We start from the raw sequence: 15,914 nt of genomic DNA on the forward strand, positions 1-15,914 counted from the left end.
CGTCGGTTGCATCGAAGGATGACTGCAACCGGATCGACCGAACAGACCTCTGCCCGCCGCGAAGCCCTGGTCGTCGGAGCCAGTGGCATCACCGGTTCCGCCCTGGTGCGCCACCTGCTCGACCTGGGCTGGGACGTGACGGCGCTCTCCCGCCGACCGCTCGCTGAACAGGGCGTCCGGACCGTCGCGGCCGACCTGCGCGACCCCGAGAGCCTGGCGGCCGCACTCGCCGACGAGCACCCGACCCACGTCTTCTTCACCGCCTGGCAGCGGCAGGACACCGAGGCGGAGAACATCCGCGTCAACGGCGGCATGGTCCGCGACCTGCTCGCGGCGCTGTCGCACGCTCCGCTCGAGCACGTCGCCCTGGTCACCGGCCTGAAGCACTACCTCGGCCCGTTCGAGGCGTACGCCGCCGGCGAGATGCCCGACACCCCCTTCCACGAGGAGGAACCGCGCCTCGACACCCCGAACTTCTACTACGCGCAAGAGGACGAGCTCTTCGCAGCTGCCGAACGCCAGGGGTTCACCTGGTCCGTGCACCGCTCGCACACCGTGATCGGGCACGCGGTCGGCAACGCCATGAACATGGGCCTCACACTCGCCGTGCAGGCCACGCTGGCGAAGGAACTCGACCTGGACTTCGTGTTCCCGGGCAGCGAGGCACAGTGGAACGGCCTGACGGACATGACCGACGCCGGCATCCTCGCCGAGCACATGGTGTGGGCCTCGACGTCACCCGAGGGTGCGGACGAGCCGTTCAACATCGTCAACGGTGACGTCTTCCGGTGGCGCTGGATGTGGCCGCGCCTGGCCGCGCACCTCGGTGTCGACCCCGCGCGCGTCGTGGGCTACGAGGACGCTCCGCGACCGCTCGAGGAGCAGATGGCGCCGTACGAGTCCGAGTGGGCCGGCATCGCCGAGCGCCACGGACTCGCCGAGGCCGACATCACCCGGCTCGCCTCGTGGTGGCACACCGACGCCGACCTCGGTCGTGCGATGGAGGTCGTCACCGACATGGGGAAGAGCCGCGACGCCGGGTTCACGGCGTTCCGCCGGACCGAGCAGGCCTTCGCGGACCTGTTCGCCCGGTACCGGGCCGACCGCCTCATCCCCTGATCCGTCGGGGGCCGGTCAGAAGGCGTACCGGATCCGGCAGGACGGCAGGTGCTCGGCCACGAGTTCGCGGAAGCGCTCGACGAGCTGCCCCTTCATGCCGGACCGGTAGCGCACGTTCACGGCACCGTTCTGGGACACCTTCTGCTCCTGCAGGTCCGGACGCCACAGCAGGTCCTCGGCCTTGGGGTGCCACCCGAGGTTGATCTCGTGCAGGGGCTGGTTGTGGGTCAGGAAGATCACCTCGGCCGCGAGCTGCGCCTTGGCGGCCGGGGACAGCACGTCGTCGACCTGCCGGAGCATCTCGGCCCAGTCCGACTCCCACGTCGGCGTGAGGATGACCGGCGAGAAGTTCAGGTGGACCTCGTACCCGGCGTCGACGAAGTCGTTCACCGCGGCGATGCGCTCGGCGATCGGGCTCGTACGGATGTCGGTGACCTTCGCGGTCTCGTGCGGCATCAGCGAGAAACGGATCCGGGTCCGACCCATCGGGTCCCAGTCGAGCAGGTCGCGGTTGACGTACTTCGTGGCGAACGAGGCCTTGGCCGTCGGGGTCATCCGGAACAGGTCGCAAAGGTCGCGGACGTTGTCGCTGATCATCGCGTCGACCGAGCAGTCGCTGTTCTCGCCGATGTCGTAGACCCAGGCTTCCGGGTCGCACTGGTTCGGTTCGGTCTTCGGCCCCTGCTTGGCGATGTTCCGCGCCACGTGCTTGGTGATCTGGTCGATGTTCGCGAACACCGTCACCGGGTTGCTGTAGCCCTTGCGCCGCGGTACGTAGCAGTAGGCGCACGCCATCGCGCAGCCGTTCGCGGTGGACGGTGCGATGAAGTCGGCGGAGCGGCCGTTCGGCCGGGTCACCAGCGACTTCTTCACACCGAGCACGAGCGCCTCGGTCTTGATCCGCACCCAGCGCTGGACGTTCCGTTCGTCGCCGTGCACCTCGGGGATGTTCCAGTGCGACTCGACCGGGACGATCTCGGCGTCAGGCCAGCGCCCGACGATCTCCTGCCCACGCTGCAGTTCGAGGGCGGCCGGCTCGGCGTAGATGCGCCGGACGTCGAGCATCGGGCGGACGCGTTCGTGGCTCATCAGCTCCTGTCTACCCGGCACCACCGACGGTGCAGACTCGGACCATGACCGCTGAACCCGACGACCACTTCTTCGTCGTGGACGGCCGACGCTGGCGCCGCACCGACCCCGCCCTGCCCGAGGAACTCGCCGCCGCGCTCCGCTCCCACCTGGGGCGCGGGCGCAACGCTGTGAAGACCGCGAAGCGCGCGGGCGATGACGAGGCCCTGGCGGCGGCGCGGCACCGGAACGGCCTGGCCAAGCACGGGCTGGGCGAACGCGGCCCCGAGTGGTGGACCCGCCCCGAGGCCGACCGGATCGCCGATGCCGAGCAGGCCCTCGCCGACCTGGACGCTCTGCCGTGACGACGATCCGTCCACCGCGCCCGGATCGCATCCTGAACCTCATCGTGTTCGGCCCGGTGATGATCGGGACGGGAGTCGCACTCGCGGGCGTGGCCTTCGTGCCCGGAGCATCGGCGCGGGTGTTCGTCTTCGTCCTCGGTGTCGCCTTCATCGCCGGCGGGACCTGGGCCACGGCCAGGCTCCGACGCGTCGCCGTGCACCTGTGCGACGACACCCTCCGGTACTCCGGCTTCCTCTCGTCCTGGACCGCCCCGCGTGCGGGGATCACCGCGGTGCTCGACGACGCGTTCGTCGAGTGGCGCGACGATCACGGGGCCGAACACCGACGGCAGATCTGGCTGCTGACCCGGGCACGGGAGGACGACGGCACGAAGTTCGCTCCGCTCTGGCGGTGGCGACGCGAGGCACTCCTCGAAGTTCGAGCGTGGGCGGCGGCTCGCGAGGTCCGAAACGTCCCATGACGCCCGCGATGGAAAGCAGAATCGGGCGTACCTGGTCGAAACTTCCGACCACGTACGCCCGATTTGACCAGGGACGCCCGGTTCGACCTGGCCGCGGGCCCGATTCGACCGGGCCGCGCGACTAGGCCTCGGTGTGACCCAGGTCCGGCTCGACGAGCAGGCACGCGGTGCGGGACGCGGCGGCGTGCAGCTCGAGCACGACGAGCTCGTTGCGACCGTGGCGGAGCACCGGCCCCGGGATCGCCAGGGTCTGCTGCGGGCCTCGCGACCAGTACCGGCCGAGGCAGAACCCGTTGACCCAGGCGACACCCTTCCGGAACCCGTCGAGCGACAGGTACCGGTCGTCCACGGTGTCGAGGTCGAACGAGCCAGCTGCGAACGTCGGTCCGGCGAGCACCTCGCCGCCGGTCGGAACGACCTCGGACAGCGCGGTCACGGCGGCCGGGGCGATGGGGTCGAGGGCGAGCGGCGATGCCGTCCACCGGGCCACCGGGACGCCGTCGATCGAGACGCCCCCGATCAGGCCCTTCGGCTCGCCGATGCGGACGCCGTAGTCGACGCGGCCCTGGTCCTCGACGAGGAGCTCGAGCGTGCCGGTGACCGGTGGCAGGGCGATGGCGCGGTCGTGGTGCTCGCGCTCCAGGACGCCGACCACGACACCGTCGGCCGACACGATCGCGCGGTCACGCACCTCGGTGCCGACGGTCAGCACCCCGCCGGTGGGCAGCTCGACCTCGGCGCGGTAGGCGACGAAGCCGCTCGCGGCCCCGAGGGCGTCGAACGTCGGCGGCTCGTCGTGCGCGGACCACGTCGTGAGCGTGGGCAGCAGGGAACGGAGCGACGCGACGCGGTCCAGACGGACGGCGAGGTCAGTGGCGGGGGTGATCCGGGCCTCCAGGCCGTCGCCGGATGCGGCCACGGGACCGAGGCGACCCGACCCACCGGGCTCCATCGTCGCGGGCAGCGGCGGGACGGGCGCATAGCGCGCGATCACCGCACGGAAGGCGTGGAACTTCTCGGTCGGTCGGCCGGCCTCGTCGAGCGGGGCGTCGTAGTCGTACGACGTCGCGATCGGACGGTAGACGCCCTTGTCGTTCGCGCCGTTCGTGAAGCCGAAGTTCGTGCCGCCGTGGAACATGTAGATGTTCACCGAGCCGCCGGCGGCGAGGAGGACGTCGAGGTCCTCGGCACTGGCGGACGCCGGCGTGGTGTGGTGGTGCTCGCCCCAGCTGTCGAACCAGCCGTCCCAGAACTCCGAGCACATCAGGGGCCCGGTGGGCTGGGCCTGCCGCAGGCGCTCGAGCCGGGCGGCGGAGCGTGAGCCGAACGAACCGGTCTTGTGCAGCGAGGGCAGGGAGCCGTCCTCGAGCATCGTGCCCATCGGCTGGTCCACGCTCGTGAAGGGGACGGTCAGCCCGATGTCGCGGTGCATCTGCTCGAGTGCGCGCAGGTACCCGGGGTCGGAGCCGTAGGCGCCGTACTCGTTCTCGACCTGCACCAGGACGATGGGCCCGCCCTGGTCGATCTGCCGCGGGACCAGCACGGGGGCCAGGTGCTGCAGGTACGTCTCGACCGCTGCGAGGAACCCGGGCTCGTTGCGCCGGACACCCACGGAACCGTCGGCGAACAACCAGTACGGCAGACCGCCGTTCGTCCACTCGGCACAGATGTAGGGGCCGGGGCGGACGATGGCGTGCATGCCCTCGGCGGCGACGAGGTCGAGGAAGCGGCCGAGGTCCAGGCCACCCGACAGGTCGAACTCCCCGGGCGACGGCGCGTGCGCGTTCCAGGCGACGTAGGTCTCGATGGTGTTGAGGCCCATCAGCTTCGCCTTGCGGATCCGGTCGGCCCACAGGTCGGGGTGGACGCGGAAGTAGTGGATCGCGCCGGACAGGACCCGGTGCGGCTCGCCGTCGAGCAGGAAGTCGGTGTCGCCGATGGCGAAGCGCATGGTGTGGTTCTTTCGTTGCCGGCCGGGCCGGGCGTGGAGCGGGGCCAGGCGTCAGGCCGGGCCGGGCGTGGAGCGGGGCCGTGCGGACGTGTCCGCACGGCCCCGCGGGGATGCTGTCGAACTACTTCGACGAGACCGTGAAGCCCTGGTCCTTGCCGTACTTGGCGAGGGCCTTCTGCCAGGCCTGCAGGCCGGCGTCGAGCGAGGTGCCGTTCTCGTACGCCTGGCCGACGGTGTCGGCGTAGACGCTGTTCGCGTACACCTGGTACGGCAGGTAGGTGAAGTCGTTGTCCGAGGACTTCGACGCGTCGACGAGCACCTTGTTGATCTGCTGGCCGCCGAAGTACTCCGGCTTCTCGTCGAGGAACGCCGACGAGTCGAGGTCAGCGGTGGTCGACGGGAAGCCGCCGGACTCCATGAAGACCTTCGTGGACTCCTTCGAGGAGTTCAGCCACTTGAGGAAGCCCGCGGCGAGGGCCGGGTTCTTCGACTGCTTCATGACGACCTGGGCGCTGCCGCCGTTGTTCGCGGTCTGGGCGGTGCCACCGTCGTAGGTCGGCATCGGGGCGACGCGCCAGTCACCCGAGGCCTGGGCGACGCCGGACTCCAGGTTGCCGGGCATCCAGGCGCCGGTGATCATCGTGGCGATCTCACCGTTGCCGAGCTGCTTGTACCAGTCATCGGTCCAGCCGACCGTCTTCGACAGCAGGCCCTGCTCGACGAGCTCGTTCCAGGTGCTCGTCCACTTCTTTGTGCCCTCGTCCTGCAGGTTGATGGTCACCTTGTCACCGTCGGTGGTGAAGGGGGTGCCACCGGCCTGGGCGATCATGCTCGTGGTGAAGCCGGCGTCGCCGGAGTCCGCCGCGATGTAGGCCTTCGGGTCCGCCTCGTGCAGCTTCTTGGCCGCGGTGACGTACTCGTCCCAGGTCTTCGGCACGGCGATGTCGTGCTTGTCGAAGACCTTCTTGTTGTAGAACAGCGCCATGGGGCCGGAGTCCTGCGGCAGGCCGTAGACCTTGCCGTCGATCGACACCGAGCTCCAGGTGCTCTTCGCGAAGTCCTTCTCGAGCGAGTCGAAGCCGTAGCTCGACAGGTCGAGCAGCGACTCGGACAGGGCGAACTGCGGCAGGGCGTAGTACTCGACCTGGGCGACGTCGGGGGCGCCCGAGCCGGCCTTGATCGTGTTCTGCAGCTTCGTGTACTGGTCGGCACCGGTGCCGGCGTTGACGAGCTTGACCTTCACCTTGGGGTACTGCTTCTCGAACGCGGCGACCTGAGCCTTCGCCGACGGGGTCCACGACCAGTAGGTCAGGGTGCCACCGTCCTGCAGGGCCTTGTCGATGTCGTCGGCCGATCCGCCGGAGCCGGAGCCGCCGGAGGCGCACGCGGCGAGGGCGATCGCGGCGGTGACGCCGATGGCGAGGGCGCTGAGGCCGCGCCGGAGACGCTTGTTCATGGGAGTGCCTTTCACTTCTTCGTGGAGGGGGTGGTGCTGCTGTGTGCCGGACCGGAGGACAGGGGCGGGGTCGCCACGGGCCTCCTGTCCAAGGGATCAGGCCTTGACCGACCCGGCCGCGAGGCCGGACTGCCAGAAGCGCTGGAGGAAGAGGAACGCGACCACGATCGGGATGATCGTGAGGAGCGATCCCGTGACGACGAGGTTGTAGATCGGCTGCGCGCCGGACCCGGTGGCCTGCGCGTTCCACTGGTTCAGGCCGACCGTCAGCGGGTACCACTTCGGGTCGCTCAGCATGATGAGCGGCAGGAAGTAGTTGTTCCAGGTGGCGACGACCGCGAACAGCAGGACGGTGACGACACCGGGCGCGAGCAGGCGGAGCGCGATCGTGAAGAAGATCCGGAACTCACCGGCGCCGTCCATGCGGGCGGCCTCGAGCAGTTCGGCCGGGATCGCGTCGACCGCGTAGGTCCAGATCAGGTACATGCCGAACGGGCTGATCAGCGAGGGCAGGATGATCGCCCACGGGGTGTTGGTCAGGCCGACCTGCGAGAACAGCAGGAAGGTCGGGACCGCCAGGGCCGTGCCGGGGACCGCGATGGCGCCGAGGACGACGGCGAAGACCGCGCGGCGTCCGGGGAACTGGAACTTCGCCATGCCGTAGCCCGCGACGGTGGCGAGCAGGGTGGCCCCGCCGGCACCGACGACGACGTAGAGCAGCGTGTTGCCGAACCACTGCAGGAAGATGCCGTCGTTGTACGTCAGCGTGTCGACGATGTTCTGCCAGAGGTTGAAGTCCCCGCCGAACCACAGACCGAACGTGGAGAGCAGCGACGCCTGCGTCTTCGTGCTGTTCACGAGCAGGTAGAACAGCGGCGCGAACGAGTACACGACGAAGACGACCATGACCGCGGTCAGCAGGCCGGAACGCTTCGGCTTGCGTCCGTCGACGTGCTGGTCTGCCTTCCTGGAGGCGCGGATCGAGCGGGTGCGCGGCGCACGTTGCGTCGTGGTCGCCTCGGTCACCGTGGCCGCTGCGGGCCCGGCGGGGTGCTGGATGGTGCTCATCGGTTCTCCTCGCGGGTGCCGCGGACCTGGACGACGTAGGCGATCACCGCGGTGATCACGCCCATCACGATCGCGACCGTGGCGGAGTAGTTGAACTGCTGACCGCTGAAGGACAGCGAGTAGGCGTACATGTTCGGGGTGAAGGCGCTGCCGATGACGTTCGGGGCGAGCGTCTTGAGCAGGTTCGGCTCGTTGAAGAGCTGGAAGCTGCCGATGATCGAGAAGATCGTGGCGATGACCATCGGGCCGCGGAGCGCCGGGAGCTTGATCGAGAAGACCGTGCGCATCGGGCCGGCGCCGTCGAGCTCGGCCGCCTCGTACAGCTCACCGGGGACGGTGCGGAGTGCGGCGTAGAAGATCAGCATGTTGTAGCCCAGGAACTCCCACGTGACCACGTTGCCGATCGACGTCAGGACCCAGCTCGGGCTGAACGGCTGCAGCAGGTCGATGCCGAGCGCGTCGTTCGCGGCGCCCGTCAGCCCGAACTGGTTGCCGTAGATGAAGCCCCAGATCAAGGCCGCGACGACACCGGGAACGGCGTAGGGCAGGAACACCGCGATGCGGAAGAAGCTCGTCCCCCACAGCCGGGCGCTGTCCAGGGCCAGGGCGGCGACGAGCGCGAGGCCGAGCATGATCGGCACCTGGACGACCAGGAAGATCGCCACCCGACCGAACCCGGACCAGAACTTGGCGTCCTGGAAGAGCTGCACGTAGTTGGCGAACCAGACGAACTGGTTGCCACCGATGAGCTGGTCGCGGAACAGGCTGAGCCAGAGCGCGTAGCCGATCGGCACGATGAGCATCAGGACCAGGACGACGACGAACGGGCCGACGAACAGCCATCCGGTGAACCGTCCCCGCGGCTTGGGGCGGCGGCCGGCGGGGCGCTCGGCGGTGGGGCGCGGTGCTGCCTCACCGGGGCGCGCTGCGAGCGTGCTCATGTGACTCCTTCGTCTGCTGCGTTCGGGTGGTCGATGTCGGCGGCTCGGCCCGGGCCGGATCAGGATGTCCGGGCGGTCACCGATGTTGACGTCAACATCGAACGACGCGACGATAGCATGGCAACGTCAACATGCGCTAGCGTCCGGGGAGGCCGTCCGTTCGGCCCCTCGATCCGGAAGGAGCGCCAGCGTGACGATGGAGTCCCCCGCCGGCACCCGCCGCGCCCCCTCGATGGCCGCCGTGGCCGACGCCGCCGGAGTGTCGATGCAGACGGTCTCGCGCGTCGCCCGGGGCTTCGACAACGTCAGCCCGGAGACCCGCGACCGCGTCCAGCGCGCGATGGAGTCCCTCGGCTACCGGCCCAACCGTGCCGCCCGTGCCCTGCGCTCCGGCCGCTTCCGCACGATCGGCGTGATCATGTTCACGCTCGCGTCCTTCGGCAACATGCGCACGCTCGAGGCGATCGCCGACGCCGCCGGGGTCGCCGACTTCACGATCACCCTGCTGCCGATGGCCTCGCGCACCGAAGCGGGCGTCCGTTCCGCGTTCTCGCGCCTGCACGAACAGGCCGTCGACGGCGTCGTGATCATCATCGAGTCGCACATCATCGACACCGCCGAGGTCGTGCTGCCCGACGGCGTGCCGATGGTCATCATCGACTCCACGGGCAGCACCGACCACCCCGCGATCGACACCGACCAGGCCGACGGCGCCCGACAGGCCACGCAGCACCTGCTCGACCTCGGGCACGAGACCGTCTGGCACGTCGCCGGGCCGGAGTCGTCGTACTCGGCCGCACGTCGCCTCGCCGCGTGGCAGGACACCCTGACGCGCGCCGGTCGACCGGTGCCCCCGGTGTTCCGCGGCGGCTGGACGACCGAGCACGGCTACGAGGCCGGGCTCGAGATCGCCGCACGCCCGGAGATCACCGCGGTGTTCGCCGCGAACGACCAGACCGCCCTCGGTGTCCTGCGCGCCGCACACGAGTCCGGACGCCCGGTGCCGTCGTCGCTCAGCGTGGTGGGGTTCGACGACTCCCCCGAGTCCGACTCGTTCTGGCCGCCGCTCACCACCGTGCACCAGTCCTTCGACGAGGTCGGCCGCCGAGCGGTCGCGAACCTGCTCGCCCAGATCGACGGCGAGCGGGTCAGCGTCGCGGCAGACCTGGTGCCGGTGCGGCTCGTCGAGCGCGCGAGCACGGCGCCGCCGCCGGCGCGCTGACGCGGCGCGCGTTTCGCGCTCACCGCCACATCACGTGCGCACGCCCCCGTGATCTGTCGCCCAGCCCGTGAACTCGCGCACATGCCGGCCGGGAGGCCCGGTGCCAGGCCGGCACGGGCCTCCCGGCCGCCGCGCCGCGACGCCACGGCCCTTTCCGCGAAAGCGACAGAATCGCGCCGAACGTCCGTGGAGAACTGTCGGTTTCGCGGACCTGACCCGGCTAACTGCCGACCACCTGTCGCTTTGGCAACCACATGCCGGACGGGAGGCCCGGTGCCAGGCCGCCACGGGCCTCCCGGCCGCCGCGCGGGCCACGTCACGGGCCCAGCGACAGTCCACGCGCCCGTCACCCCGTGAGGTGTCGCTCACCCCGTGAAGTCGCGCCCGGCTCGCGCCGCCCGCCGCACCCCCGCAACGAGCAGAGGACGTCGGGCGCGAGCGCCCGACGTCCTCTGTGCTCACTCGACGCCCGCCGTGGCGTGCGCCGAGGCGCCTTGTCAGCCGATCGAGACGGCGGTCCAGGAGACCGGCGGGAGCTCGATCGTGACGGTGTCGCCCTCGCGGCGGACCGACTCGTTCGTGCGGAGCCCCACGCGCGAGGTGTTCTCCAGGTCGTTCACGGCGTGCAGGTCGTCGTCCCAGACGCCCTCGGCGTGGACGTCACCGGTCGCACCGATGCCGGCCAGGTCGATCGTCACCGTGGTCGGCTCGGACGGGTGGCGGTTGATCAGGAAGACCGCGGCCTTGCCGTCCTCGGACACGGTGGCGGCGGAGTCCACGACCGGGACCTCGCCGTGCTTGCCACCGTCGACCGTGTCACCCGAGGCCTTGACCTGCAGCGAGGTGCCCTGCGCCAGGCGCGAGGTGACCGAGAACGGGAAGAAGGTCGTCTGGCGCCAGGCCGGGCCACCGGGCTCGGTCATGATCGGGCCGATCACGTTGACGAGCTGGGCGAGCGAGGCCGAGGCGACGCGGTCGGCGTGGCGGAGCAGCGAGATGAGCAGGCCACCCACGACGACGGCGTCGGCGACGGTGTAGACGTCCTCGAGCAGACGCGGGGCGACGGGCCACTCGTCGAGCGTGAAGGTCTTGGCCTTCGCTTCCCACTTCTTGATCGACCAGACGTTCCACTCGTCGAACGAGATGTCGATGCGCTTGTCGGACTTCTTCTGCGCCTGGACGTGGTCGGCGGCCGTGGTGACCGTCTTGATGAAGTGGTCCATGTTGGCGCCCGAGGCGAGGAACGACGGCAGGTCGTCGTCCTCCTCGTAGTAGGCGTGCGCGGAGATGTAGTCGACGTCGTCGTAGGTGTGCTCGAGGACGGTGCGCTCCCACTCGCCGAACGTCGGCATCGACGCCCCGGAGGAACCGCAGGCGACGAGCTCGAGGTCGGGCTGGATCTGCCGCATGGCCTTGGCGGTCATGGCGGCGAGCTTGCCGTAGTCGTCGGCGTTCTTGTGGCCGAGCTGCCACGGGCCGTCCATCTCGTTGCCGAGGCACCACATCTTGATGGCGAAGGGTTCCTGGCGACCGTTCGAACGACGGTATTCGGACAGTGCGGTCCCGGCGTCGATGTTCGCGTACTCGAGGAGCTCGATCGCCTCCTGCGTGCCGCGGGTGCCGAGGTTCACGGCGAGCATGAGCTCCGAGCCGACCTGGTCGAGCCAGTGCTGGAACTCGTGCAGGCCGACCTCGTTGGTCTCGGTCGAGTGCCAGGCCAGGTCGAGGCGGCGGGGGCGCTGCTCGACGGGGCCGACGCCGTCCTCCCACTTGTACCCGGAGACGAAGTTGCCACCGGGGTAGCGGATGGCGGAGACGCCGAGTTCCTTGACGAGTTCGACGACGTCCTTGCGGAAGCCGTGCTCGTCGGCGGTCTCGTGGGTGGGCTCGTGGATGCCGTCGTAGACGTGGCGGCCGAGGTGCTCGACGAACCCGCCGAACAGGCGACGTCGCACCGGCCCCACGGTGAACGCGGCGTCGAGGACGAGGTGTGTGCGGGGCATGGATCTCCTTCGATCGTGGCAGTGCGGTTCGTGCGGGGAGCGGGTGGGGCCACGGACGGGAACCGAAGCGGGCCGTCACGAAAGTGAGCGCTCACCTGACAGAAACGCTACCGGGTTCCACGCCGTCGCGAAAGGGGTGGCGGATGCCGGGAGCGAGCGCTAATGTGAGCGCTCACGGAGCACCGGAAGGTCGTTCCGTGTCCGGAGCAGCAGTGCTCCGGGTTCGGAGCAGCGATGCTCCGGCGGGAGCACCGACCCTGTTCCCGAGCCCGGCCCATCCCGATGGAGTGATGCCATGCCGATCCCACCCGCAACACCCGCGTCGCGCCTCTCGCGCCGGGGCTTCCTCGCCGCCGGCGCAGCGGCCGCGACGGTCCTGCCGCTCGCCGCCTGCTCGAGCCCCCTCGCCGCCGGCCTCGCCGGCAGCGCACTCAACCCCGAGACCCTCGTCTTCTGGAACCTGTTCGGCGGCGGCGACGGCGTCCGCATGCAGGCCATGGAGGACGGCTACGCGAAGCAGCACGGCGGCTCGAGCGCGCTGCAGGGCACCACGTTCGCGTGGGGCAACCCGTACTACTCGAAGCTGACACTGGCGACCGTCGGGAACAAGCCGCCGGACGTCGCGGTCGCGCACCTGACCCGCGCGAAGCCGCTCTGGGACGGTGACCTGCTCGACCCGATCACGTCCGACGACCTGGCGAGCGTCGGCCTGAGCGCCGCCGACTTCAACCAGAAGGCCTGGGCGGCGCAGAAGACCGACGGCAACAACATCGCGGTCCCGCTCGACACCCACCCCTTCGTCCTCTTCTACAACGTCGACGTCTGCAAGAAGGCCGGCCTGATCGACGGCGACGGCAACCTCGTCGACCTCAACGGCATGGACAACTTCGAGAAGGCCCTCGCCGCGGTCGCCAAGGTCACCGGCGGCACGGCGCTCAACGTCGCGAACGTGGTGCCGGAGACGGCCACCCCGTGGCGCTTCTTCTGGACGATGTACAACCAGCTGAAGGACGCCACCCCGTTCATCAGCGACGGCGGGTCCAAGCTCACCGTCAACGAGGACGCCTACAACGAGGTCACGAGCCGCACTCAGAAGTGGGTGAAGGAGGGCTGGCTGAACAAGGCGCTCGACTACGCCACCGCGCAGTCGCTCATGTTCGACGGCAAGGCCGGCTTCTTCATGCAGGGCGAGTGGGAGATCAGCACCGCGCAGTCGATCAAGGGCCTGAACTTCGGCATGGCGCCGATCCCGCAGCTCTACGACAAGCCGGCGACCCAGGCGGACTCGCACACGTTCGTCCTGCCGAAGAAGGACCGCACGCCGGAGCAGCGCAAGCAGCACATGCTCTTCATCAAGCAGATGCTCGAGCAGAGCCTGACGTGGGCCGAGGGCGGGCACGTGCCGGCCTACATCCCGACGTTCGACAGCGCCGCGTACAAGAAGCTCACGCCGCAGTCGAACTACGCGGCCGCAGCCGAGACCGCCGTGTTCGACGACGCCGCCTGGTACGGCGGGTCGGGTTCGACGTTCGAGGGCACGGTGGGCGCCCAGCTCGCCCTCGTGCAGCAGGGCAGCTCGTCCCCCGCGCAGGCACTGCGCGCCATCAAGTCGCAGCTCGCGACGTACCTCAACACCCCGAGCCCCCTGTGACCCGGCACGCAACCGCCCGGCGGGACCACCCCGGGCAGACGACCCCCGCGATCGCCGTGAACACCGCGCGAAAGGCACGATGACGTGACCACAGCACCTGTCCTCGACCGGCCGACCGACGCGGCCACCGCGCCGCGTCTCCGCCGGAACCGCTCCTACGGCTCCAGCGTGAACCGCGGCCAGGGCCGCAGCGGCTGGCTGTTCCTCGCCCCGTTCGGCCTGTTCTACGTGGCCTTCCTGCTCGGCCCGACGGTCTGGATGATCGTCACGAGCTTCTTCAACACCTCGACCGTCCGCACCGGGCTCGGCAGCTTCGCCGGGTTCGCGAACTACGCCGAGATGCTCGGGCGCAGCGACTTCTGGTCGTCGCTCTGGCACACGCTGCAGTTCACGCTGTACACGACCCCGCCGCTCGTCATCCTGGCGTTCGTGTTCGCCGTGCTGACGAACCGGATGAACCGCGGGCAGTGGTTCTTCCGTCTGGCGTTCTTCCTGCCGTTCATCCTGCCGTCGGCGACGATCTCGCTGATCTGGGTGTTCATCTTCACGCCGAGCACCGGTCTGTGGGCGAGCCTGCAGTCGGCGATCGGCATGACGCCCGGCTCCGGCATGCTGTCGAGCCCGAACACGGCCATGATCGGTGTCGCGATCGCCACCGTGTGGTGGACCCTCGGCTTCAACTTCGTGCTCTACCTGGCCGGTCTGCAGGAGATCCCGCGCGAACTGTACGAAGCAGCCGCCGTCGACGGTGCGTCGAACTGGCAGCAGATCAAGTCGATCACGCTCCCCCTGCTCGGCCGCACGACGACGCTGGTCGTCCTGCTGCAGATCATCGCGAGCCTGAAGATCTTCGACCAGGTCTACCTGATGACGAACGGCGGGCCGGGCATCTCGACCCAGGTCTCGCTGCAGCTCATCACCGGCGTCGGCTTCACCGACAACCGGCTCGGTGCCGCATCGGCCGCGTCGGTCCTCCTGTTCATCGTGATCGTGGCGATCGCGGTCATCCGGCAGCTCGTCGAGCGCGCTGCCGCCAAGCGAGAGATCGGGGCCTGACATGACCGCCACCGAGAGCATCACCACCGGCCGCAAGCTCCGCACCGGCGTCTCGTCCGCCGCTCCGACGAGCGCCGCGAAGATCGGCGTCAGCGGTCGCGGCTTCACGATCGCGTCGGGGATCGTCCTGACGATCTTCGCGATCATCTGGCTCATCCCGAGCGTGTTCGCCCTGAAGACGTCACTGTCCGACAACGGCGTCGCCGCACTCGGCGCGAATGCGATCCTGTCGAACTGGAACCCGACGCTGCACTCGTACTCGTCGCTGTTCCAGGCCGGCGACATCTGGAACTGGTACCTCGCCAGCGCCATCACGAGCGTCGTCACGGCGGCACTCACCGTGCTGTTCGCGTCGATGGCGGCGTTCGCGCTGTCGCGGCTGGTGTTCCGTGGCCGCAACATCGCGTTCCTGCTCATCATCCTCGGGATCATGATCCCGACGCAGGTGCTGATCATCCCGATCTTCCAGGAGCTCAACGCGGTCGGCCTGCTCAACACCTACTGGTCGGTGATCTTCCCGCAGGTGCCCGCCGTGATCGCGGTGTTCATCTTCAAGCAGTTCTTCGACGGCATCCCCAAGGAGCTGGAAGAGGCGGCACGCATCGACGGCGCCGGCATCTGGAAGGTCTACTGGTCGGTCATCCTGCCGCTGTCGCGTCCGGTGATCGCGGCCGTGACGATCCTGACCTTCGTCGGGGTGTGGAACAACCTGCTGCTGCCGCTGTTCGTGCTGTCCAACCCGGACCTCATGACGATCCCGGTCGGGCTCGCCACGGTCCAGGGCAGCTTCGGGCAGCGCTACGCCGACATCCAGGCCGGTGCGATCCTCGCGGCGCTGCCGCTGATCATCCTCTACCTGATCTTCCAGCGGCAGATCGTGGAGGGCGTGACGGGCTCGGGCCTCAAGGGCTGACGCCACCCCACCACGGACGGGAGGCCCGGTGCCAGCTGGCACCGGGCCTCCCGTCCGTCCGTTGGTCGCGTCGCGAGCGCGGCGCGGCTGGTGCTTTCGGGCGTACCTGGCGGGATCGGGCGTACCTGGTCGAACCGGGAGTACCTGGGCAGAAGTTCCTTGGTGGTATGCCCGAAAGCACCAGGCATCGCGGGTACCAGGGGAAGAACCGGGCGTACCTGGCGAGACCGGGCGTACCTGTGCACAGCGGGCATACCTGGCGGAACCGGGCGTACCAGGGCGAAAGTTCTGTGGCGGTATGCCCGAAAGCACCAGGCATCGCGGGTACCAGGGGAAGAACCGGGCGTACCTGGCGAGACCGGGCGTACCTGTGCACAGCGGGCACACCTGGCGGAACCGGGCGTACTCGGTCGGAAGTTCCTTGGTGGTAGGCCCGAAAGCACCAGGCATCGCGCACGCCAAGGGAAGGACCGGGCGCACCTGGCAGAACCGGGCATACCTGGTGGGAACGGGCGTACCTGGGCGGAAGTTCCGTGGTGGGACGCCCGAAAGCGCCGGGCATCGCGGCTGTCAGGGGAAGGGCCGGGCGTACCTGGCAGAACCGGGCGTACCTGGCGGGAACGGGCATGCCTGGCAGGCA

Annotated in this window: 13 protein-coding genes; 7 read left to right on the top strand and 6 right to left on the bottom strand. The window is 69.3% G+C overall.

Annotated elements, in window-relative coordinates:
* The first annotated feature begins 18 nt into the window (after positions 1-18).
* On the top strand, positions 19-1,119 hold the full coding sequence (locus tag DEJ19_RS13950) for an SDR family oxidoreductase (protein WP_111233994.1): 1,101 nt from the start codon (positions 19-21) through the stop codon (positions 1,117-1,119).
* 15 nt (positions 1,120-1,134) lie between these two features.
* On the opposite strand, the gene DEJ19_RS13955 is transcribed toward DEJ19_RS13950, so the two are convergent.
* Positions 1,135-2,208, bottom strand: coding sequence for a spore photoproduct lyase family protein (locus DEJ19_RS13955; protein ID WP_110865204.1), 1,074 nt, complete (start codon positions 2,206-2,208; stop codon positions 1,135-1,137).
* Between the two features lie 44 nt (positions 2,209-2,252).
* On the opposite strand from DEJ19_RS13955, the gene DEJ19_RS13960 reads away from it, so the two are divergent.
* Together DEJ19_RS13960 and DEJ19_RS13965 are read left to right on the top strand one after the other, a co-directional pair.
* The gene (locus tag DEJ19_RS13960; RefSeq protein ID WP_110865203.1) at positions 2,253-2,552 is read left to right on the top strand and encodes a biopolymer transporter Tol; all 300 of its coding nucleotides are present in this window, start codon (positions 2,253-2,255) and stop codon (positions 2,550-2,552) included.
* Complete coding sequence (locus DEJ19_RS13965) at positions 2,549-3,013, top strand: hypothetical protein (protein WP_111095884.1); 465 nt, start codon at positions 2,549-2,551, stop codon at positions 3,011-3,013. The genes DEJ19_RS13960 and DEJ19_RS13965 overlap by 4 nt, the downstream gene beginning before the upstream one ends.
* 121 nt (positions 3,014-3,134) lie before the next feature.
* Here DEJ19_RS13965 and DEJ19_RS13970 read toward each other — a convergent pair whose 3' ends face one another.
* The 4 genes from DEJ19_RS13970 to DEJ19_RS13985 form a co-directional block, all read right to left on the bottom strand.
* Entirely contained in the window at positions 3,135-4,964 is a 1,830-nt protein-coding gene (locus DEJ19_RS13970) for a glycoside hydrolase family 35 protein (protein WP_111233993.1), read from the bottom strand.
* Positions 4,965-5,085: 121 nt separating this feature from the next.
* Positions 5,086-6,420, bottom strand: coding sequence for an ABC transporter substrate-binding protein (locus DEJ19_RS13975; RefSeq protein ID WP_171907769.1), 1,335 nt, complete (start codon positions 6,418-6,420; stop codon positions 5,086-5,088).
* Positions 6,421-6,516: 96 nt separating this feature from the next.
* Positions 6,517-7,488, bottom strand: coding sequence for a carbohydrate ABC transporter permease (locus tag DEJ19_RS13980; protein ID WP_084740502.1), 972 nt, complete (start codon positions 7,486-7,488; stop codon positions 6,517-6,519).
* The gene (locus DEJ19_RS13985) at positions 7,485-8,429 is read right to left on the bottom strand and encodes a carbohydrate ABC transporter permease (RefSeq protein WP_027466150.1); all 945 of its coding nucleotides are present in this window, start codon (positions 8,427-8,429) and stop codon (positions 7,485-7,487) included. Before DEJ19_RS13985 ends, DEJ19_RS13980 begins: the two co-directional genes overlap by 4 nt.
* 196 nt (positions 8,430-8,625) lie before the next feature.
* Here DEJ19_RS13985 and DEJ19_RS13990 point away from each other — a divergent pair, with 196 nt between their 5' ends.
* Complete coding sequence (locus DEJ19_RS13990; protein ID WP_181438279.1) at positions 8,626-9,651, top strand: LacI family DNA-binding transcriptional regulator; 1,026 nt, start codon at positions 8,626-8,628, stop codon at positions 9,649-9,651.
* Positions 9,652-10,148: 497 nt separating this feature from the next.
* Here DEJ19_RS13990 and arfA read toward each other — a convergent pair whose 3' ends face one another.
* Positions 10,149-11,654, bottom strand: a complete 1,506-nt coding sequence (arfA, locus tag DEJ19_RS13995; protein ID WP_110865198.1) for an arabinosylfuranosidase ArfA — start codon at positions 11,652-11,654, stop codon at positions 10,149-10,151.
* A 295-nt stretch (positions 11,655-11,949) separates the two neighbouring features.
* On the opposite strand from arfA, the gene DEJ19_RS14000 reads away from it, so the two are divergent.
* From DEJ19_RS14000 to DEJ19_RS14010, 3 genes are all read left to right on the top strand, one after another.
* Complete coding sequence (locus DEJ19_RS14000; protein WP_111233992.1) at positions 11,950-13,305, top strand: extracellular solute-binding protein; 1,356 nt, start codon at positions 11,950-11,952, stop codon at positions 13,303-13,305.
* 84 nt (positions 13,306-13,389) lie between these two features.
* Positions 13,390-14,361 (top strand): carbohydrate ABC transporter permease, encoded by a 972-nt coding sequence (locus tag DEJ19_RS14005; RefSeq protein ID WP_027466146.1) that lies wholly within the window; start codon positions 13,390-13,392, stop codon positions 14,359-14,361.
* Position 14,362: 1 nt separating this feature from the next.
* Positions 14,363-15,274 (top strand): carbohydrate ABC transporter permease, encoded by a 912-nt coding sequence (locus DEJ19_RS14010; RefSeq protein WP_027466145.1) that lies wholly within the window; start codon positions 14,363-14,365, stop codon positions 15,272-15,274.
* Positions 15,275-15,914 lie beyond the last annotated feature (640 nt).

This window comes from Curtobacterium sp. MCSS17_016 (assembly GCF_003234255.2).
Lineage (GTDB): Bacteria > Actinomycetota > Actinomycetes > Actinomycetales > Microbacteriaceae > Curtobacterium > Curtobacterium flaccumfaciens.

Excerpts from the sequence above, each read along its gene's own strand:
- DEJ19_RS13950 (WP_111233994.1), top strand. The coding sequence starts at position 19 with ATGACTGCAACCGGATCGACCGAACAGACCTCTGCCCGCCGCGAAGCC.
- DEJ19_RS13955 (WP_110865204.1), bottom strand. The coding sequence starts at position 2,208 with ATGAGCCACGAACGCGTCCGCCCGATGCTCGACGTCCGGCGCATCTAC.
- DEJ19_RS13960 (WP_110865203.1), top strand. The coding sequence starts at position 2,253 with ATGACCGCTGAACCCGACGACCACTTCTTCGTCGTGGACGGCCGACGC.
- DEJ19_RS13970 (WP_111233993.1), bottom strand. The coding sequence starts at position 4,964 with ATGCGCTTCGCCATCGGCGACACCGACTTCCTGCTCGACGGCGAGCCG.
- DEJ19_RS13975 (WP_171907769.1), bottom strand. The coding sequence starts at position 6,420 with ATGAACAAGCGTCTCCGGCGCGGCCTCAGCGCCCTCGCCATCGGCGTC.
- DEJ19_RS13980 (WP_084740502.1), bottom strand. The coding sequence starts at position 7,488 with ATGAGCACCATCCAGCACCCCGCCGGGCCCGCAGCGGCCACGGTGACC.
- DEJ19_RS13985 (WP_027466150.1), bottom strand. The coding sequence starts at position 8,429 with ATGAGCACGCTCGCAGCGCGCCCCGGTGAGGCAGCACCGCGCCCCACC.
- DEJ19_RS13990 (WP_181438279.1), top strand. The coding sequence starts at position 8,626 with ATGGAGTCCCCCGCCGGCACCCGCCGCGCCCCCTCGATGGCCGCCGTG.
- arfA (WP_110865198.1), bottom strand. The coding sequence starts at position 11,654 with ATGCCCCGCACACACCTCGTCCTCGACGCCGCGTTCACCGTGGGGCCG.
- DEJ19_RS14000 (WP_111233992.1), top strand. The coding sequence starts at position 11,950 with ATGCCGATCCCACCCGCAACACCCGCGTCGCGCCTCTCGCGCCGGGGC.
- DEJ19_RS14010 (WP_027466145.1), top strand. The coding sequence starts at position 14,363 with ATGACCGCCACCGAGAGCATCACCACCGGCCGCAAGCTCCGCACCGGC.